The organism is Microbacterium sp. AC035 (assembly GCF_979258485.1).
The window spans coordinates 1,380,686-1,399,138 of sequence record NZ_OZ409858.1 but is presented as its reverse complement, the minus strand read 5'-3'; the positions used below and the strand labels follow the sequence as shown (position 1 = coordinate 1,399,138).

Annotated in this window: 12 protein-coding genes and 2 rRNA genes; 12 read left to right on the top strand and 2 right to left on the bottom strand. The window is 64.2% G+C overall.

The window, feature by feature from the left end; translation table 11 throughout:
- Window positions 1-199 precede the first annotated feature (199 nt).
- From argC to argH, 6 genes are read left to right on the top strand one after another with little or no spacing between them, the layout of a single operon-like run.
- Window positions 200-1,252: an N-acetyl-gamma-glutamyl-phosphate reductase gene (argC, locus tag ACZ0AA_RS06780; RefSeq protein ID WP_463512481.1), complete on the top strand. Its 1,053-nt coding sequence runs from the start codon at window positions 200-202 to the stop codon at window positions 1,250-1,252.
- Window positions 1,249-2,406 (top strand): bifunctional glutamate N-acetyltransferase/amino-acid acetyltransferase ArgJ, encoded by a 1,158-nt coding sequence (gene argJ / locus ACZ0AA_RS06775; protein ID WP_463512480.1) that lies wholly within the window; start codon window positions 1,249-1,251, stop codon window positions 2,404-2,406. Before argC ends, argJ begins: the two co-directional genes overlap by 4 nt.
- Window positions 2,403-3,320, top strand: a complete 918-nt coding sequence (argB, locus tag ACZ0AA_RS06770) for an acetylglutamate kinase (protein ID WP_400864837.1) — start codon at window positions 2,403-2,405, stop codon at window positions 3,318-3,320. The genes argJ and argB overlap by 4 nt, the downstream gene beginning before the upstream one ends.
- Entirely contained in the window at window positions 3,317-4,528 is a 1,212-nt protein-coding gene (locus ACZ0AA_RS06765; RefSeq protein ID WP_463512479.1) for an acetylornithine transaminase, read from the top strand. Before argB ends, ACZ0AA_RS06765 begins: the two co-directional genes overlap by 4 nt.
- Entirely contained in the window at window positions 4,525-5,454 is a 930-nt protein-coding gene (gene argF / locus ACZ0AA_RS06760; protein WP_400864831.1) for an ornithine carbamoyltransferase, read from the top strand. The genes ACZ0AA_RS06765 and argF overlap by 4 nt, the downstream gene beginning before the upstream one ends.
- A complete protein-coding gene (argH, locus tag ACZ0AA_RS06755) occupies window positions 5,454-6,884 on the top strand; it encodes an argininosuccinate lyase (RefSeq protein WP_463513830.1) in 1,431 nt (476 codons plus the stop codon). The genes argF and argH overlap by 1 nt, the downstream gene beginning before the upstream one ends.
- A gap of 123 nt (window positions 6,885-7,007) precedes the next feature.
- Here argH and ACZ0AA_RS06750 read toward each other — a convergent pair whose 3' ends face one another.
- Complete coding sequence (locus ACZ0AA_RS06750) at window positions 7,008-7,595, bottom strand: DUF1349 domain-containing protein (protein ID WP_463512478.1); 588 nt, start codon at window positions 7,593-7,595, stop codon at window positions 7,008-7,010.
- A gap of 59 nt (window positions 7,596-7,654) precedes the next feature.
- On the opposite strand from ACZ0AA_RS06750, the gene ACZ0AA_RS06745 reads away from it, so the two are divergent.
- From ACZ0AA_RS06745 to ACZ0AA_RS06730, 4 genes are all read left to right on the top strand, one after another.
- Window positions 7,655-8,299 carry a SatD family protein gene (locus ACZ0AA_RS06745; protein WP_400864825.1) on the top strand — a complete coding sequence of 215 codons (645 nt, stop codon included), beginning with the start codon at window positions 7,655-7,657 and terminating at the stop codon, window positions 8,297-8,299.
- The gene (locus tag ACZ0AA_RS06740) at window positions 8,296-9,186 is read left to right on the top strand and encodes a hypothetical protein (protein WP_463512477.1); all 891 of its coding nucleotides are present in this window, start codon (window positions 8,296-8,298) and stop codon (window positions 9,184-9,186) included. Before ACZ0AA_RS06745 ends, ACZ0AA_RS06740 begins: the two co-directional genes overlap by 4 nt.
- Window positions 9,187-9,239: 53 nt before the next feature.
- Window positions 9,240-10,541, top strand: coding sequence for a tyrosine--tRNA ligase (tyrS, locus tag ACZ0AA_RS06735; RefSeq protein ID WP_463512476.1), 1,302 nt, complete (start codon window positions 9,240-9,242; stop codon window positions 10,539-10,541).
- Between the two features lie 93 nt (window positions 10,542-10,634).
- Window positions 10,635-11,432, top strand: a complete 798-nt coding sequence (locus tag ACZ0AA_RS06730) for a DUF4184 family protein (protein WP_463512475.1) — start codon at window positions 10,635-10,637, stop codon at window positions 11,430-11,432.
- Here ACZ0AA_RS06730 and ACZ0AA_RS06725 read toward each other — a convergent pair.
- Entirely contained in the window at window positions 11,333-12,745 is a 1,413-nt protein-coding gene (locus ACZ0AA_RS06725; RefSeq protein ID WP_463512474.1) for a CoA transferase, read from the bottom strand. The two genes, ACZ0AA_RS06730 and ACZ0AA_RS06725, sit on opposite strands and share 100 nt — an antisense overlap.
- 595 nt (window positions 12,746-13,340) lie before the next feature.
- Here ACZ0AA_RS06725 and ACZ0AA_RS06720 point away from each other — a divergent pair.
- Together ACZ0AA_RS06720 and ACZ0AA_RS06715 are read left to right on the top strand one after the other, a co-directional pair.
- A 16S ribosomal RNA gene (locus tag ACZ0AA_RS06720) occupies window positions 13,341-14,865 on the top strand.
- Window positions 14,866-15,273: 408 nt separating this feature from the next.
- Window positions 15,274-18,377, top strand: a 23S ribosomal RNA gene (locus ACZ0AA_RS06715).
- Together the 16S and 23S rRNA genes form the textbook arrangement of a ribosomal RNA operon.
- Window positions 18,378-18,453 lie beyond the last annotated feature (76 nt).

Sequence of the window (18,453 nt, the reverse complement as noted above, 5' to 3'; positions counted from 1 at the left end):
CATGCCTTCGGCCGCCACCGCAACTCTGACGCTCGCTCCGAGCGTCATCGCCGTGCGCCGACGCCGCAGCGGCCGCCGACTCTAGGCGACCCTGCGCTTCTGCCTGCGTACGCACGGCGGTCGAGTGCCGGTGTCGCCGCCCCGGTTCCCGACACTGCACCCCGCGTTCGACGAGGGGTCCGACCGTTAAGGTAGAAGCATGACGTACTCCGTCGCCGTCTCCGGCGCATCCGGCTATGCGGGCGGCGAGATCCTGCGCCTCCTCGCGTCTCATCCCGACATCGAGATCCGCACCGTGACGGCTCACTCGAACGCCGGCCAGCCGCTCGTGCAGCATCAGCCGCACCTGCGGTCGCTCGCGCACCTCACCCTGCAGGACACCACACCCGAGACACTCGCAGGTCACGACATCGTGTTCCTCGCCCTGCCGCACGGACAGTCCGGGCAGTACACGGACGCGCTCGGCGACACCCCGCTCGTGATCGATGCGGGAGCGGATCACCGACTGACGTCGCAGGATTCCTGGGATGCCTTCTACGGCGGGGACTTCCACGAGCCCTGGGCCTATGGCGTCCCCGAGCTCCTCGTCGGCGGTGTCAAGCAGCGCGAGACGCTGCGCGATGCGAAGCGGATCGCCGCGCCCGGCTGCAACGCCTCGACCGTGAGTCTGAGCCTCGCGCCGGGCGTCGCTGCAGGTGTGATCGACCCGGGGGACATCGTGTCGGTACTCGCCGTCGGTCCCTCTGGTGCGGGGAAGAGCCTGAAGACCAACCTGCTCGCGAGCGAGATCCTCGGCAGTGCCAACCCCTATGCGGTCGGCGGCACCCACCGGCACATCCCCGAGATCCGCCAGGCGCTCGCCGCGGCATCCGGTGCAGCACCCGACGGAATCCGCATCTCCTTCACCCCTGTGCTCGTTCCGATGTCGCGGGGAATCCTCGCCACCTCGACCGCTCCGATCGTCGATGGCGTCAGCGACGCGGAGATCCGGGCTGCGTGGGAGAACGCCTACGGTGACGAGACGTTCGTGCAGCTGCTGCCCGCCGGTCAGTTCCCGCGCACGGCGGATGTCCTCGGCGCCAACACCGCGCTGATCGGTCTCGCGATCGATCGTGCCGCGAACCGCGTGACCGTGGTCACCGCCGTCGACAACCTCGTCAAGGGCACCGCAGGCGCTGCCATCCAGTCCATGAACCTCGCGCTGGGACTTCCCGAGTCCCGCGCCCTCTCAGTGAACGGAGTCGCACCGTGAGCGTCACCGCCCCCGCAGGATTCGAGGCGGCCGGAGTCGCCGCCGGCCTCAAGTCGACCGGCAAGCCCGATGTCGCCGTGGTCGTCAATCGCGGCCCGCGCAAGGTCGGCGCCGCCGTGTTCACGAGCAACCGTGCCAAGGCCAACCCGATCATCTGGTCGCAGCAGGCGGTGGCGGACCGTATCGTAGAGGCCGTCGTGCTCAACTCCGGGGGAGCGAACTGCTTCACCGGCAGCTTCGGCTTCCAGACGACGCACCAGACCGCCGAGAAGGCGGCCGAGCTGCTCGGCGTCAGCGCCGGCGACGTGCTCATCTGCTCGACGGGCCTGATCGGCGTGGGCGACGAGGTCTTCCGCGGCAAGGTGCTCGCGGGCACCGAGCAGGCGATCGCCGAGCTGTCGGCCGACGGTGGCGAGGTCGCGGCTGAGGCCATCATGACCACCGACAGCGTCTCGAAGACCGCCGTCGTGAGCAGGGACGGCTGGACCATCGGCGGCATGGCGAAGGGCGCGGGCATGCTCGCACCGGGCCTTGCGACGATGCTCGTGGTCATCACGACGGATGCCGTGCTCGAGCCTCTCGAGGCCGACGCCGCACTGCGGTTCGCGACGGGCACGACCTTCGATCGGCTCGACTCCGACGGCTGCATGTCGACCAACGACCAGGTCACGCTGCTCGCCAACGGCGCCTCCGGGGTGACTCCCGACCTCAAGCACTTCTCGGCGGCCCTCGCCGAGCTCTGCCTCGAGCTCGCGGTCAAACTGCAGGGCGACGCCGAGGGCGCGAGCCACGACATCACCATCGAGGTGCGGCACGCCGCCACCGAGGGCGAGGCCGTCGAGGTCGGTCGCTCGGTCGCTCGCAACAACCTCTTCAAGGCCGCCATCTTCGGCAACGACCCGAATTGGGGGCGCGTGCTCGCCGCGATCGGCACCACGAGCGCCCAGTTCGACCCGTACGACGTGGATGTCTGGATGAACGGGGTGCGCGTGTGCAGCGAGGGCGGCCCTGACCGTCCGCGAGAAGAGGTCGACCTCACCCCTCGCGCCACGCACCTCGTGATCGACCTCAAGGTCGGCGAGGCCACTGCGACGATCCTCACCAACGATCTGACCCACGACTACGTGCACGAGAACAGCGCCTACGCCTCATGACCGATATCCAGGACACCACGCCTGACGTCGCCGCCGTCAAGGCCGCGACGCTCATCGAGTCGCTCCCGTGGCTGAAGAAGTTCCGCGATCAGATCGTCGTCGTCAAGTACGGCGGCAATGCGATGGTCTCGGACGAGCTCCAGGAGGCCTTCGCACAGGACATCGCCTACCTGCGGTACGTCGGCGTGCTGCCGGTCGTCGTGCATGGAGGCGGACCGCAGATCTCCGACATGCTGCAGCGCCTCGAGATCCCGAGCGAGTTCAAGGGCGGCTACCGCGTCACCAACACCGAGGCGATCAGCGTGGTGCGCATGGTGCTCACCGGTCAGGTGAACCCGCAGCTCGTTTCCAAGATCAACTCGCACGGTCCGATCGCGACCGGGCTCAGCGGTGAAGACGCGGGGCTGTTCGGCGGGCGCCGTCGCGGTGTCGTGATCGACGGCGAGGAGATCGATCTCGGTCGTGTCGGCGACGTCGTGGAGGTCGACCCGACGCCCGTGCTCGATCACCTCGCGGCGGGACGCGTGCCCGTCGTGTCGAGCATCGCGCCCGACCTCGATCATCCCGGCCAGTCGCTCAACGTGAACGCGGATGCTGCGGCTGCCGCCCTCGCGGTGGCGCTCAACGCTCGCAAGCTCGTCATCCTCACGGACGTACCGGGCCTCTACGCAGACTGGCCCAACCGCGACTCTCTCGTGTCGCACCTCACCTCGGACGCTCTCATCGAGATGCTGCCGACCCTCGAGTCAGGCATGATCCCGAAGATGAAGGCCTGCCTGGACGCTATCGAGGGCGGTGTCGACGCCGCCGCCATCATCGACGGACGCGTGCCGCACTCGGTGCTCGTCGAACTCTTCACCAGCAAGGGAATCGGAACAGAAGTGGTCATGGGAAGCGCAGGAGTGAAGGCATGAGCAACTGGCAGGATGACGCAGCGAGCGATCTGGTCCTCAACGCAGGGCCTCGACTGGCCATGCTCACCCGGGGCGAAGGCTCGTATCTCTGGGACTCCGAGGGCAAGCGTCACCTCGACTTCCTCGCCGGCATCGCCGTGACCTCGCTCGGTCACGCGCATCCGGTGTTCGTCGAGGCGGTCTCGAAGCAGGCGGCGACTCTCGCGCACGTGTCCAACTACTTCGCCACGCCCTCGCAGCTCGCGCTCGCCGCTCGGCTCAAGCGCCTCGCCGGCGCCGGTATCGACGGTCGGGTGTTCTTCTCGAACTCGGGCGCCGAGGCGAACGAGGCCGCGTTCAAGCTCGCCCGTCTGCATGGCGGAACCGAGAAGCCGCGCATCATCGCTCTCGAGAACGGCTTCCACGGACGCACCATGGGGTCGCTCGCGCTCACAGCGAAGGCGTCGATGCGCGCGCCTTTCGAGCCGATGCCCGGGGGTGTCGAGCACATCCCCGCGACGATCGAGGCGCTCGAGGGCGCGATCGACGACCGTGTCGCAGCCGTCATCGTCGAGCCGATCCAGGGCGAGGCCGGTGTGGTCGAGCTGCCGGACGGATACCTGCAGGCCGCTCGCTCTCTCACGCTGAAGCACGGAGCCCTGCTCATCGTCGATGAGATCCAGACCGGTGCAGGGCGCACGGGCGCGTGGTTCGGTTTCAGCCACGAGGGCATCACCCCCGACGCCATCACGCTCGCGAAGGGCATCGGCGGCGGCTTCCCGATCGGCGCGCTCGTCACGTACGGCGCCGCGAGCTCGCTCTTCACACCGGGGTCGCACGGTTCCACCTTCGGGGGCAACCCGCTCGCGACCGCTGTCGCCGACGCAGTGCTCTCGGAGATCGAGAGCGCGGGGCTCGTCGACAACGCCGCCCGCCGTGGCGACGAGATCCGCGAGATCATCTCCGGGATCGGTTCGCCTCTCGTCACGGGAATCCGTGGTCGAGGGCTCCTGATCGGAGTGGCGCTCGGCGCCCCCGTCGCGAACGACGTGGTCGCCGCTGCTCAGGAGCGCGGTCTCATCGTCAACGCAGCCAACCCCGAGACCGTGCGCATCGCGCCGGCGCTCACCATCGGAGACGCCGAACTCGATGAGTTCCGTGAGCTCTTCGCCGCGTCGCTCGCCGACGTCCAGGCATCCCTCACCGAATCCGGAAAGGCCCTCGCATGACCCGCCACCTGCTGCGTGACGACGATCTGACCCCCGCAGAGCAGGCGGAGATCCTCGATCTCGCCATCGAGCTGAAGAAGGACCGCTGGGCGAACAAGGCCCTCGCCGGCCCGCAGACGGTCGCAGTGATCTTCGACAAGTCGTCGACCCGCACACGGGTCTCCTTCGCGGTGGGCATCGCCGACCTCGGAGGCTCGCCCCTGATCATCTCGACCGCGAGCAGTCAGCTGGGCGGCAAGGAGACTCCGTCCGACACCGCGCGGGTGCTCGAGCGTCAGGTCGCGGCGATCGTCTGGCGCACGTACGCGCAGGCAGGTCTCGAGGAGATGGCCGCCGGCACCACGGTGCCCGTCGTCAACGCGCTCTCCGACGACTTCCACCCGTGCCAGCTGCTCGCCGATCTCCTCACGATCCGCGAGCACAAGGGAGACCTCAAGGGCCTCACGCTGACCTTCTTCGGGGACGGCCAGAGCAACATGGCTCACTCCTACGCACTGGCCGGTGTGACGGCGGGCATGCACGTGCGCATCGCCTCGCCCGCCGACTACGCGCCGCGCGCGGACGTCGTCGAGGCCGCCGACCGCCGTGCGGCCGAGACCGGTGGGTCCATCACTCTCTACACCGACGCCGTCGAAGCCGCGGCCGGGGCGGACGTCGTGGTCACCGACACCTGGGTGTCGATGGGCAAGGAAGAGGAGAAGCTCGCACGCATTCGTGATCTCGGTGGCTACAAGGTGACGCCCGAGACGATGGAGATCGCCGACTCCGAGGCCATCTTCATCCATTGCCTCCCCGCCGACCGAGGCTACGAGGTCGACTCCGAAGTCATCGACGGACCGCAGAGCGTCGTCTGGGATGAGGCGGAGAACCGTCTCCACGCGCAGAAGGCACTCCTCGTGTGGCTGCTCGACAAGAAGGACGCATGATGGCCGACTCGAAGAACGAAGGCACGAACGAAGGTGCGCTGTGGGGTGCTCGCTTCGCGAGCGGACCCTCACCCGAGCTGGTCGAGCTCAGCCGCTCTACGCACTTCGACTGGGTGCTCGCACCGTATGACATCGCCGGATCCCACGCCCACGCGACGGCACTCGCGGCCGCCGGATACCTCGAGCCCGACGAGGCGGCGAAGATGCACGAGGGGCTCGATGCCGTGGCGCGCAAGGTCGCCGACGGCACGCTGCAGCCCGTCCCCTCGGATGAGGACGTGCACGGAGCTCTCGAGCAGGCTCTGATCGCCGAGCTCGGGCCCGAGCTCGGCGGACGTCTTCGTGCCGGCCGCAGCCGCAACGATCAGATCGCCACACTCGTGCGGATGTACCTGATCGACCATGCTCGGGTGATCGCGCGAGACCTCCTGCGCGTCATCGACGCCCTCGTCGCACAGGCGGAGGCTCACCCCGACGCGATCCTGCCCGGACGCACGCACCTGCAGCACGCGCAACCGGTGCTCCTCGCACATCACCTGCAGGCCCACGGCTGGCCGCTCGTGCGCGAGCTCGAGCGCCTCGTCGACTGGCGTCGTCGCGCCGGTGTGTCACCCTATGGCGGGGGAGCGCTCGCGGGCTCGACGCTCGGCCTCGATCCCGCGCTGGTCGCGTCGGAGCTCGGACTCGACCGCCCGGCCGAGAATTCGCTCGACGGGACCTCGGCGCGTGACGTCGTCGCCGAATTCGCGTTCATCACGGCGATGACCGGGGTCGACATCTCGCGTCTGAGCGAGGAGATCATCCTCTGGAACACTCGCGAGTTCGGCTTCGTCACCCTGCATGACGGGTACTCGACCGGCTCGAGCATCATGCCGCAGAAGAAGAACCCCGACATCGCGGAGCTCGCTCGCGGCAAGTCGGGGCGCCTGATCGGCAACCTGTCGGGGCTGATGGCGACGCTCAAGGGACTTCCGCTCGCATACAACCGCGATCTGCAGGAGGACAAGGAGCCGGTCTTCGACTCGGTGCAGACCCTCGAGGTCGTGCTCCCTGCTTTCGCGGGGATGATCGCGACGCTGCGCTTCGACACCGAGCGCATGGCCGCTCTCGCGCCCCAGGGCTTCTCGCTCGCGACCGACGTCGCCGAGTGGCTCGTGAAGCGCCGCGTGCCGTTCCGTGACGCCCACGAGATCTCCGGCGCGCTGGTGCGTGCCTGCGAAGAGCAGGGCATCGGCCTCGAAGACGCCTCCGACGAGCTGCTGATCTCGGTGTCGCCCCATCTGGTGCCCGAGGTGCGCGAGGTGCTGACCATCGAAGGATCCGTGGCCTCGCGCACGGGCGTCGGCGGAACGGCTCCTGTCCGGGTCGCCGAGCAGCGTGCAGAACTGGTCGCGAGAGCACAGGCCGCCGCGCACGCTCTGGGTCTCTAGCCGACGGCATCCGAAGCGCGGCGATCGGCATGATCGCAGAACGGCCCGCGGAGCTCTCGTCGAGAGTGTCCGCGGGCCGTTCTGCGCTTTGTGGAGCGTTCGCTCCGTGGGTGTCCGTGGCGCTCAGTGCAGTGCGACGTCTGCAGCCGAGCGCGTCCAGCGCGTGAAGCGCACGACGAGTCCGGAGCGGGTGGGGCCCGCGAGGAACGGGCCGGCGGATGCTGTCGCCGTGCCGTCGAACGGTGCCACCCGCACCAGGCGCCATTCGCCCTCGCCCGCGCGTGCACGCACGATCACGGCATCCGACCACCGGCTCACGCGGACCGTGATCTCGCTGCCGTGCCATTCGTCGACGTAGCCGACCGACCAGTCCGAGCGGACGTCGGTGACGACGGCCCCCAGCCCCAGGTGCCCATCGGCATACTCGACGCCGGTCTTGATCCAGCGCTCGTCGTCGATGCGCACGAAGACGCCGGCCTGGTCGAACTGTCCGTCCCACGGCGCGCGGAACGATACGTCCATCGCCTCGCCCACCGCGAGGGGAGCGAGCAGCGCGTGCTCGGTGTCGTGCACGAATCCGTAGGCGGTGTGCCGCCAGGCGTCGCTGCCTTCGACGGCGGTCGCGTCCAGGTGGTCGTCGTCGACGGCGAGGTGAGCGGGTTCGTGGGTCCAGGAGCCTTCGGCCCAGGGGATGATGTCTGATTCAGGCATGTTCCCATGCTATAACCAAATAGGGCATAAATGAAAGTTATTCGTGATACGGTTATCACATGGTCATCGCCGTACTCGCCGACATCGTGGGCTCTCGTCAGCTCGACGATCGGTCGGCGGCGCAGCGCATCCTCGACGACACGATCGCTCGCGTCGAGCAGCAGCTGCCCCTCGCGCATCATGCGCTGACGCCCACGGTAGGGGATGAGCAGCAGGGCGTCTACCTCGAACTCCCGGACGCGATGGTCTCACTGCTCATGATCCAGCTCGCGCTTCCCGACGGTATCGCCTTCCGGTTCGGGATCGGCATCGGTGACGTGCGCTCGGTCGACTCCGTGCACGGCGAACTCGCCGACGGACCGGGGTGGTACGCGGCGCGCGCCGCGATCGAGACCGTGCACGCGAGGGAGAGTCGCACCGTGCCGCGCACGCGCACGTGGATTGTCGGTGCTCCCGGGCAGGATGAGGTCATGGACAGCGTGATCGCCGCATCGAACGCCTACCTCCTCGTCCGCGACGAGCTGGTCGGGTCGATGAACGAGCGTGAACGCCGCCTGACCTACGGACGCCTGATCGGCAGATCGCAGCACGACCTCGCGGCCGAAGAGGGCATATCGCAGCCCAGCGTCTCGAAGTCGTTGCGAAACGCCGGCAGCGCAGCCCTCATCGAAGGGGTCGCCGCACTGAGAGGGACGGGCGCATGATCGTCGCCGGATTCATCCTGCTGGCTGTGGGCTCAGCCGATCTCGTCCGCCAGTTCGCTCCGCATCGATGGATCGGCTACCTCACCGTCGCGGTGATCCTCCTTCTGCTCGGCAGCGTGAGCGACGCGCTGCTGCCCATGATCCTCGGACTCGGGGTGGGTGCTCTGTGGGTGTGGTGCATGCCGTCCGAAAGACGCGCACCACTCGGGTTCTGGCCCGCCGTGCTGCTGGGTGTGCTGAGCATCGGATCGGTCGTGTGGTTGGGTGCTCGCACGGATGCCGGTCTGATCGGTTCCGTGTGGAGCGTGCGCTCCCCGTTCGGAGAGGTGCCGTTCGATCTCGCGATCCTCACCGTGGGCACGGGGGTGTTCCTCCTGGAATCCGCGAACCTCGTGGTCCGTGCCGCGCTGGACGGCGAACACACCTGGCGTCCCGCCGAGCTGCGACGACCCGCGGTGCTCGACACCGCGGACTCCCAGGTGGCTGCGTCCGACGCCCCGGTCGCGCATCCGGTCGTCCCCGGCGTTCAGGCGGACGAGGGCGCGACCGGAGTGATCGGCGTCGGTGCTTCAGAGTCGGCGACGGCAGAGCAGGCAGACCCGGCGGGCGATGTCGACGCCGTGCCCCCACGCGATCCCCGAGCCGGGTTCAAGGGCGGCCGGCTGATCGGTCCGCTCGAACGAATCCTCGTGATGCTCCTCACCCTGGCCGCCGCGTATCCGATTCTCGCCGCGATGCTGGCAGCCAAGGGAATCGTCCGCTTCCCCGAGATCTCGCGCGACGGCGAGACCGGGGCGCGAGCCGAGTACTTCCTCGTCGGCAGCCTCGTGAGCTGGGTCATCGGGCTGGGCGCGGCCTTCCTGGTGTGGTGGGCGGCGCACAGCTGATCGGTCGTGGTCGCGGCGATTCACGTGCCCCGACCGCTGATAGCCTGGGGCGCGTGTCGAATTCCGCTCTGACGACCGCCCCGCCGGCGATCGACCCCACGTTCGAGAACGTGTGGGACGAACTGCTGTGGCGCGGCCTCGTCCACGTGTCCACTGACCAGGAGGCGCTGCGCGCCCTTCTCGCCGGGGACCCGATCACGTATTACTGCGGTTTCGACCCGACAGCTGCCAGCCTGCACCTCGGAAACCTGGTGCAGCTGCTGACGCTGCGCCGCATCCAGCTCGCCGGCCACAAGCCGCTCGGCCTCGTCGGCGGCTCCACCGGTCTGATCGGCGACCCTCGGCCCACGGCGGAGCGCACGCTGAACACACGCGAGACGGTGGAGGAGTGGGTGGGGCGCCTGCGGACGCAGGTCGAGCGCTACCTGAGCTTCGAGGGCGAGAACGCCGCACGCATCGTCAACAACCTCGACTGGACGGCGCCGCTGTCGGCGATCGACTTCCTGCGCGAGATCGGCAAGCACTACCGTGTGGGCACGATGCTCAAGAAGGATGCTGTCGCCGCGCGTCTGAACTCGGATGAGGGCATCAGCTACACCGAGTTCAGCTACCAGATCCTGCAGGGGATGGACTTCCTCGAGCTGTACCGGCAGTACGACTGCGTTCTGCAGACGGGTGGTTCCGACCAGTGGGGCAACCTGACCAGCGGCACCGACCTCATCCGTCGCGCCGAGGGGGTGTCCGCGCACGCGATCGGCACACCGCTGATCACCAACAGCGATGGAACCAAGTTCGGCAAGAGCGAGGGCAACGCGATCTGGCTCGATGCCGAGATGTGCAGCCCCTACCGGATGTACCAGTTCTGGCTCAGCACGGCGGACGCCGACGTGATCGAGCGGCTCAAGGTGTTCACGTTCCTGACTCGCGCCGAGATCGAGGAGTACGAGGCTCTCGTCGAGTCCGAGCCGTTCCGTCGTGCGGCGCAGAAGCGCCTCGCGCTCGAGGTCGTGGCGACCGTCCACGGAATCGATGCGACAGCCGCCGTGATCGCGGCATCCGAAGCGCTGTTCGGTCAGGGTGACCTGGCCGCGCTCGACGCGTCGACGCTGCGCACCGCCCTCGAAGAGCTCCCGCACGCGACAGTCGACGCCGGTTCGCCGGTGGTGGATGCGCTCGTCGCCACCGGGCTGGTCTCCAGCCTGTCCGAAGCGCGCCGCGCGATCAGTCAAGGCGGGGTGTCGCTCGACGGCGAACGCGTCGAGGACGACTCGGCCACTGTGCAGGGAACTCTGCCCGGCGGGGTCTCCGTGCTCCGTCGTGGCAAGAAGACCCTTGCAGGAATCTTCCTCGCCTGAGGATCCGTCGTTGATCGCGTGACGGCGGTCGTCCGAGGAACCTCGGGCGACCGCCGTCACGCATCTCATCGCCACAGCTCGTCAGGAGAGCCGATGCCGTTCACGCCGAGTCACGCGCTGGTCGCCCTGCCCTTCATCCGCACCCCGCTCGTGCCGGCAGCGATCGCGATCGGCGCCATGACTCCGGATCTTCCGCTGTTCCTGCGGGGAATCGGCCTCCAGTACTCGTTCACCCACACGTTCGGCAACGTCCTCTGGACCGCGCTGGTCGCCTTCGCGCTGTTCCTGGTCTGGCGAGTGGTGCTGCGGCCGGCGGTCGGCGAGCTGTCGCCGCGCTGGCTGGCTCGGCGACTGCCCGCCGGCTGGTCGGAGTCCGGCATCGGGGCTGCGAGAGCGGCTGTCGGCGTCGGGGCGCAGAACCGGCTCTATCCGGTCTGGCTCGCAGCGTCGCTGGTGCTGGGCGTTCTGACGCACATCGTCTGGGATCTCTTCACGCACGAAGGGCGATGGGGAGTGGATGCGCTCCCCGCTCTTGACGACATGTGGGGGCCGCTCACCGGGTACAAGTGGCTGCAGCACGGATCGAGCGTGATCGGGCTGCTCGTCATCGGCATCTGGGCCATCCGCCGGCTGCATCGTGCTGACGAACGCGAAGGCGTAGAGCGGGTGATCCCAGGGGCCGTCCGAGCCGCATGGTGGCTGTCGCTTCCCGTGGTGCTCGTCACTGCGTGGCTCCTCGGATACGCGGCATACGGACCGTTCACCGAGCAGTTCACGTATCAGCATCTGGCCTATCGGATGCTGCCGCCGGCGTGTGCGCTGTGGGGTGCGCTCACGTTCGCGCTCTGTCTCTCGCTGCCGCTGTTCCGACGCGTTCGCCAACGCGGCTGATCGGATCCCCAGCCGTGGGGAGCGGCGAACGCCAGGCCGGGAAGCACAGACGCGGCAGTGGTGACCGTCTGTCCGTCGACCTCGAACGTGGCCGTGTGGGCGGCGAGATCCGGCTCCCGCATCGCTTCCGGCTGGGAGGACCGCGGCATTCCCAGAAGCTCGGCCGCGACCCGACGCAGTGAGGTTCGCACCACCCATCCTCCGCCCTCACGCCGTTGACGTTCGCGCAGCAAGAGGACTGCGGTCGCGAGGAGATACCCGGCACTGTGGTCGAGAGCCTGTGCAGGCAGAACTCCGGGGCGGTCCCCGTCGAGGGTCTCGATCATGGCGATACCGGACTCGGCCTGCACCAGACTGTCGAATCCGGCGCGGGACGGCTCGTCGATGCCCCACGCACTGAGTTGGGCGATCACGAGGTTCGGATGGCGTTCGAGCAGTGCCGAGGCCGAAAGACCGAGCCGATCGAGGGATGCCGGGCGGTACCCCAGAACCAGCACGTCGGCCGCTGCGAGCAGTTCCTCGAACCGATCGGTGCCGGCGTCGAGCAGTGCAGATCTCTTGCCATGACCGGTATCGAAATGCTGCCAGTCGGGTTCGACCAGATGCGGAGGGTCGAGGCGAAGCACGTCAGCGCCCAGAAGTGCGAGAGTGCGGGTGCAGACGGGGCCGGCGATCACCCGGGTGAGGTCGAGCACCCGCACCCCGGCGAGCGGCGCGTGACGATCTCGATCATCGGACACGTGGTGTCCGTCACGAGGGGACGGGCCCATCCGCTCGACCTCGAGCAGGGGAGCAGCGCGCAGGCGCGCATCGTGGTTCGGGTTCTCCGGAAGCACGGGAACGGCGAGTCCGCGCGCCGACGCGATCCGATCGACCGCTTCAGCGGTCGTCAACGGGAGGATGGTGGCGCGCACATCGTCGATGTCGTCGCCCGCCGCGAGGCCGAGCCCGGTCCGGAGGCGCCTCGCGTGGTGCGGATAGTTTCCGTGGGTGCGGATCCATCCGTCGGATGCGCGGAAGAACCCTGAGTACGGCGACCAGACATCCGGTGGGAGACCGTCGATGGTGAGAGCCCGATCACTCCGATAGGCGACGGCGATGCGGTCGGGGTCGGGAAGGGCGCGGATGCCGGAAGCCATGCACACGGCGCGCACGCTCGCCCACGCAAGATCTCCGGTCGCCAGGCGTGACGGAAGAGGCACGGGACGCGGGGGTGGGGTGCCGATGTCGGCGACGTCGGGCTCGATGCCGAGGTCTGCCCACACCCTCTGCAGCAGCACGGTGGCGGGGGAGGGATTCATGGGCTCGTTCACGCTGCGATCGTACTCGTGGCACCGATCGGGACGGAATACCGCCGCTGGACTGGGAAAAGCCGCGCCGGGGTGGGCAACGACACGCCCGGGGGTGGTGGCCCGATTTGCCAGAAGCCCGGAACCCACGTAACTTATTACTTGTTCGCCCCACAGGGAAGCGGAGGAGCCAAGAGCTTCACCCCCCTCAAGCGGAGAACCACCTCCCGATCCACTCACTTGTGAGAACAGACGCCTGCGTCTAGGATGGGAGATCCACCCCATCTGCGGCTGTCACCGGCTGCGCAGCGGATCCAAGATCCGCACGGCGCGCTGATTTGACAAGCGGGACGGGATGGCTAAGATAGAGAAGTTGCCCTTCGGGCCTGGTTGTGATGACTGGGTCGTGGGAGCATCCGATCCTTGAGAACTCAACAGCGTGCACTTGTCAAATGCCAAATTATCCTCGTCTAGCTTCGGCTGGGTGAGAATTCCTTTGGATCAAAGACCAACCTCCTTGTGGGGTTGGCATTCGGATGAAGTCAGCAATGAATTTGTCTCTTTGGTCAGCATCAAACTCGCTGCGTCACCGTTTTCCCGGTGTCGTATGCATTTCTTTTTTACGGAGAGTTTGATCCTGGCTCAGGATGAACGCTGGCGGCGTGCTTAACACATGCAAGTCGAACGGTGAACACGGAGCTTGCTCTGTGGGATCAGTGGCGAACGGGTGAGTAACACGTGAGCAACCTGCCCCTGACTCTGGGATAAGCGCTGGAAACGGCGTCTAATACTGGATACGAGTAGCGACCGCATGGTCAGCTACTGGAAAGATTTATTGGTTGGGGATGGGCTCGCGGCCTATCAGCTTGTTGGTGAGGTAATGGCTCACCAAGGCGTCGACGGGTAGCCGGCCTGAGAGGGTGACCGGCCACACTGGGACTGAGACACGGCCCAGACTCCTACGGGAGGCAGCAGTGGGGAATATTGCACAATGGGCGCAAGCCTGATGCAGCAACGCCGCGTGAGGGATGACGGCCTTCGGGTTGTAAACCTCTTTTAGCAGGGAAGAAGCGAAAGTGACGGTACCTGCAGAAAAAGCGCCGGCTAACTACGTGCCAGCAGCCGCGGTAATACGTAGGGCGCAAGCGTTATCCGGAATTATTGGGCGTAAAGAGCTCGTAGGCGGTTTGTCGCGTCTGCTGTGAAATCCGGAGGCTCAACCTCCGGCCTGCAGTGGGTACGGGCAGACTAGAGTGCGGTAGGGGAGATTGGAATTCCTGGTGTAGCGGTGGAATGCGCAGATATCAGGAGGAACACCGATGGCGAAGGCAGATCTCTGGGCCGTAACTGACGCTGAGGAGCGAAAGGGTGGGGAGCAAACAGGCTTAGATACCCTGGTAGTCCACCCCGTAAACGTTGGGAACTAGTTGTGGGGTCCATTCCACGGATTCCGTGACGCAGCTAACGCATTAAGTTCCCCGCCTGGGGAGTACGGCCGCAAGGCTAAAACTCAAAGGAATTGACGGGGACCCGCACAAGCGGCGGAGCATGCGGATTAATTCGATGCAACGCGAAGAACCTTACCAAGGCTTGACATATACGAGAACGGGCCAGAAATGGTCAACTCTTTGGACACTCGTAAACAGGTGGTGCATGGTTGTCGTCAGCTCGTGTCGTGAGATGTTGGGTTAAGTCCCGCAACGAGCGCAACCCTCGTTCTATGTTGCCAGCACGTAATGGTGGGAACTCATGGGATACTGCCGGGGTCAACTCGGAGGAAGGTGGGGATGACGTCAAATCATCATGCCCCTTATGTCTTGGGCTTCACGCATGCTACAATGGCCGGTACAAAGGGCTGCAATACCGCGAGGTGGAGCGAATCCCAAAAAGCCGGTCCCAGTTCGGATTGAGGTCTGCAACTCGACCTCATGAAGTCGGAGTCGCTAGTAATCGCAGATCAGCAACGCTGCGGTGAATACGTTCCCGGGTCTTGTACACACCGCCCGTCAAGTCATGAAAGTCGGTAACACCTGAAGCCGGTGGCCTAACCCTTGTGGAGGGAGCCGTCGAAGGTGGGATCGGTAATTAGGACTAAGTCGTAACAAGGTAGCCGTACCGGAAGGTGCGGCTGGATCACCTCCTTTCTAAGGAGCATCTGACTCTTCGGAGTCCAGAACCCAGATCGAAGGCATACGTTCTTCGCTGGGAGCTCATGGGTGGAACATTTGACATGGTGCGAAGGATGAAGGTTTCTCTTAGTACACCGCTTGCGGTGGGAACGGGGAGGGTTTCGGAGGTCGCATCTGCACGCTGTTGGGTCCTGAGGGACCGGATGCGATCTTCGGATCGTTTCTGTACCTCTGGGCCTCTTGTTGTTTCCCCTGTGGGGGAGGTGAGAAGGGGTACCGCCCGTACTTTGAGAACTACACAGTGGACGCGAGCATCTTGCAGCCGGCTTCGGTCGGTTGCACAAGATGATCTTAAAGATCATTAGTCAATTTCAAGCCAGGCCTTTGTGTCTGGTGTCGATTCTGATTCAAACTCATGTGATTTATCAAGTCTTTAAGAGCAAACGGTGAATGCCTTGGCATCTGGAGCCGAAGAAGGACGTAGCAATCTGCGATAAGCCTCGGGGAACTGATAAGCAAGTTTTGATCCGAGGGTGTCCGAATGGGGAAACCCCGCTGGGCGGCGTGCCGACCTAGTGACTCCCGCCTGAATATATAGGGCGGGTAGAGGGAACGTGGGGAAGTGAAACATCTCAGTACCCACAGGAAGAGAAAGCAACCGCGATTCCGTTAGTAGTGGCGAGCGAAACCGGAACAGGCTAAACCTAGCGTGTGTGATAGCCGGCAGGCGTTGCACGTTGGGGGTTGTGGGACTTTTCAGTCATCTCTGCCGAGATGGCGGCGTTACAAGAAGGTATAGACGAACGGTCTTGAAAGGCCGGTCATAGAGGGTGACAACCCCGTAGTCGAAATGCCTCCCTTGGCGCGAAGAGTATCCCAAGTAGCACGGGGCCCGTGAAATCCCGTGTGAATCTGTCAGGACCACCTGATAAGCCTAAATACTCCCAGATGACCGATAGCGGACAAGTACCGTGAGGGAAAGGTGAAAAGTACCCCGGGAGGGGAGTGAAATAGTACCTGAAACCGTTTGCTTACAAACCGTTGGAGCAGCCTTAGTAGCTGTGACAGCGTGCCTTTTGAAGAATGAGCCTGCGAGTTAGCGATATGTGGCGAGGTTAACCCGTTGAGGGGTAGCCGTAGCGAAAGCGAGTCTGAATAGGGCGATTCAGTCGCATGTCCTAGACCCGAAGCGAAGTGATCTATCCATGGCCAGGTTGAAGCGACGGTAAGACGTCGTGGAGGACCGAACCCACTTAGGTTGAAAACTGAGGGGATGAGCTGTGGATAGGGGTGAAAGGCCAATCAAACTTCGTGATAGCTGGTTCTCTCCGAAATGCATTTAGGTGCAGCGTTGCGTGTTTCTTGCCGGAGGTAGAGCTACTGGATGGCCGATGGGCCCTACAAGGTTACTGACGTCAGCCAAACTCCGAATGCCGGTAAGTGAGAGCGCAGCAGTGAGACTGTGGGGGATAAGCTTCATAGTCGAGAGGGAAACAACCCAGACCACCAACTAAGGTCCCAAAGCGCGTGCTAAGTGGGAAAGGATGTGGAGTTGCCTTGACAACCAGGAGGTTGGCTTAGAAGCAGCCACCCTTGAAAGAGTGCGTAATAGCTCACTGGTCAAGTGATTCCGCGCCGACAATGTAACGGGGCTCAAGCACGCCACCGAAGTTGTGGCATTGACATTATTGGTAGGCCTTCGTGGTCCAGCCGTGTTGATGGGTAGGAGAGCGTCGTGTGGCCAGCGAAGCGGCGGTGTAAACCAGCCGTGGAGGCTACACGAGTGAGAATGCAGGCATGAGTAGCGAAAGACGTGTGAGAAACACGTCCTCCGAAAGACCAAGGGTTCCAGGGTCAAGCTAATCTTCCCTGGGTAAGTCGGGACCTAAGGCGAGGCCGACAGGCGTAGTCGATGGACAACGGGTTGATATTCCCGTACCGGCGAAGAACCGCCCAAGCTAATCCAGTAGTGCTAAGTGTCTGAATCCCAGTGACTGATCCCTTCGGGGTGACGCGTTGGGCCTAGCGCACGACCCCATTCTGGTGCGGTTAGCGTATTAACAGGTGTGACGCAGGAAGGTAGTCCAGCCGGGCGATGGTTGTCCCGGTGCAAGTGCGTAGGCCGAGAGATAGGCAAATCCGTCTCTCACATAGGCTGAGACACGATGCGGATAGAAAGTGGATGATCCTATGCTGCCAAGAAAAGCATCGACGCGAGGTTCAAGCCGCCCGTACCCCAAACCGACTCAGGTGGTCAGGTAGAGAATACCAAGGAGATCGAGAGAATCGTGGTTAAGGAACTCGGCAAAATGCCCCCGTAACTTCGGGAGAAGGGGGGCCTTCGGCGTATTAGGACTTGCTCCGAAAGCGTTTGGAGGCCGCAGAGACTAGTGGGTAGCGACTGTTTACTAAAAACACAGGTCCGTGCCAAGTCGCAAGACGATGTATACGGACTGACGCCTGCCCGGTGCTGGAAGGTTAAGAGGACCGGTTAGCCGCAAGGCGAAGCTGAGAATTTAAGCCCCAGTAAACGGCGGTGGTAACTATAACCATCCTAAGGTAGCGAAATTCCTTGTCGGGTAAGTTCCGACCTGCACGAATGGCGTAACGACTTCCCAACTGTCTCAACCGCGAACTCGGCGAAATTGCATTACGAGTAAAGATGCTCGTTACGCGCAGCAGGACGGAAAGACCCCGTGACCTTTACTATAGCTTTGTATTGGTGTTCGGTGTGGCTTGTGTAGGATAGGTGGGAGACTGTGAAGCATGGACGCCAGTTCATGTGGAGTCATTGTTGAAATACCACTCTGGTCACTCTGGATATCTAACTTCGAACCGTAATCCGGTTCAGGGACAGTGCATGGTGGGTAGTTTAACTGGGGCGGTTGCCTCCCAAAAAGTAACGGAGGCGCCCAAAGGTTCCCTCAACCTGGTTGGCAATCAGGTGTCGAGTGTAAGTGCACAAGGGAGCTTGACTGTGAGACTGACAGGTCGAGCAGGGACGAAAGTCGGGACTAGTGATCCGGCAGTGGCTTGTGGAAGCGCTGTCGCTCAACGGATAAAAGGTACCTCGGGGATAACAGGCTGATCTTGCCCAAGAGTCCATATCGACGGCATGGTTTGGCACCTCGATGTCGGCTCGTCGCATCCTGGGGCTGGAGTAGGTCCCAAGGGTTGGGCTGTTCGCCCATTAAAGCGGTACGCGAGCTGGGTTTAGAACGTCGTGAGACAGTTCGGTCCCTATCCGCTGCGCGCGTAGGAAATTTGAGAGGATCTGACCCTAGTACGAGAGGACCGGGTTGGACGAACCTCTGGTGTGTCAGTTGTTCCGCCAGGAGCACCGCTGATTAGCTACGTTCGGGATGGATAACCGCTGAAAGCATCTAAGCGGGAAGCCGGCCTCAAGATGAGATTTCCATACCTTCGGGTGAGAGGCTCCCAGCCAGACTACTGGGTTGATAGGCCAGATGTGGAAGTGCAGTAATGCATGCAGCTGACTGGTACTAATAAGCCGATGACTTGATAACACACCGTTTGTTGGTGCTACGCGTCCACTGAGTGGTTCTCGATGTACGGTCGAGAACCGCATGACAATGACTTTGT

Coding starts and splice junctions, on each gene's coding strand:
- ACZ0AA_RS06765 (WP_463512479.1), top strand. CDS start 3,317: ATGAGCAACTGGCAGGATGACGCAGCGAGCGATCTGGTCCTCAACGCA.
- ACZ0AA_RS06730 (WP_463512475.1), top strand. CDS start 10,635: ATGCCGTTCACGCCGAGTCACGCGCTGGTCGCCCTGCCCTTCATCCGC.
- argB (WP_400864837.1), top strand. CDS start 2,403: ATGACCGATATCCAGGACACCACGCCTGACGTCGCCGCCGTCAAGGCC.
- ACZ0AA_RS06745 (WP_400864825.1), top strand. CDS start 7,655: ATGGTCATCGCCGTACTCGCCGACATCGTGGGCTCTCGTCAGCTCGAC.
- argH (WP_463513830.1), top strand. CDS start 5,454: ATGGCCGACTCGAAGAACGAAGGCACGAACGAAGGTGCGCTGTGGGGT.
- ACZ0AA_RS06750 (WP_463512478.1), bottom strand. CDS start 7,595: ATGCCTGAATCAGACATCATCCCCTGGGCCGAAGGCTCCTGGACCCAC.
- ACZ0AA_RS06740 (WP_463512477.1), top strand. CDS start 8,296: ATGATCGTCGCCGGATTCATCCTGCTGGCTGTGGGCTCAGCCGATCTC.
- argC (WP_463512481.1), top strand. CDS start 200: ATGACGTACTCCGTCGCCGTCTCCGGCGCATCCGGCTATGCGGGCGGC.
- argF (WP_400864831.1), top strand. CDS start 4,525: ATGACCCGCCACCTGCTGCGTGACGACGATCTGACCCCCGCAGAGCAG.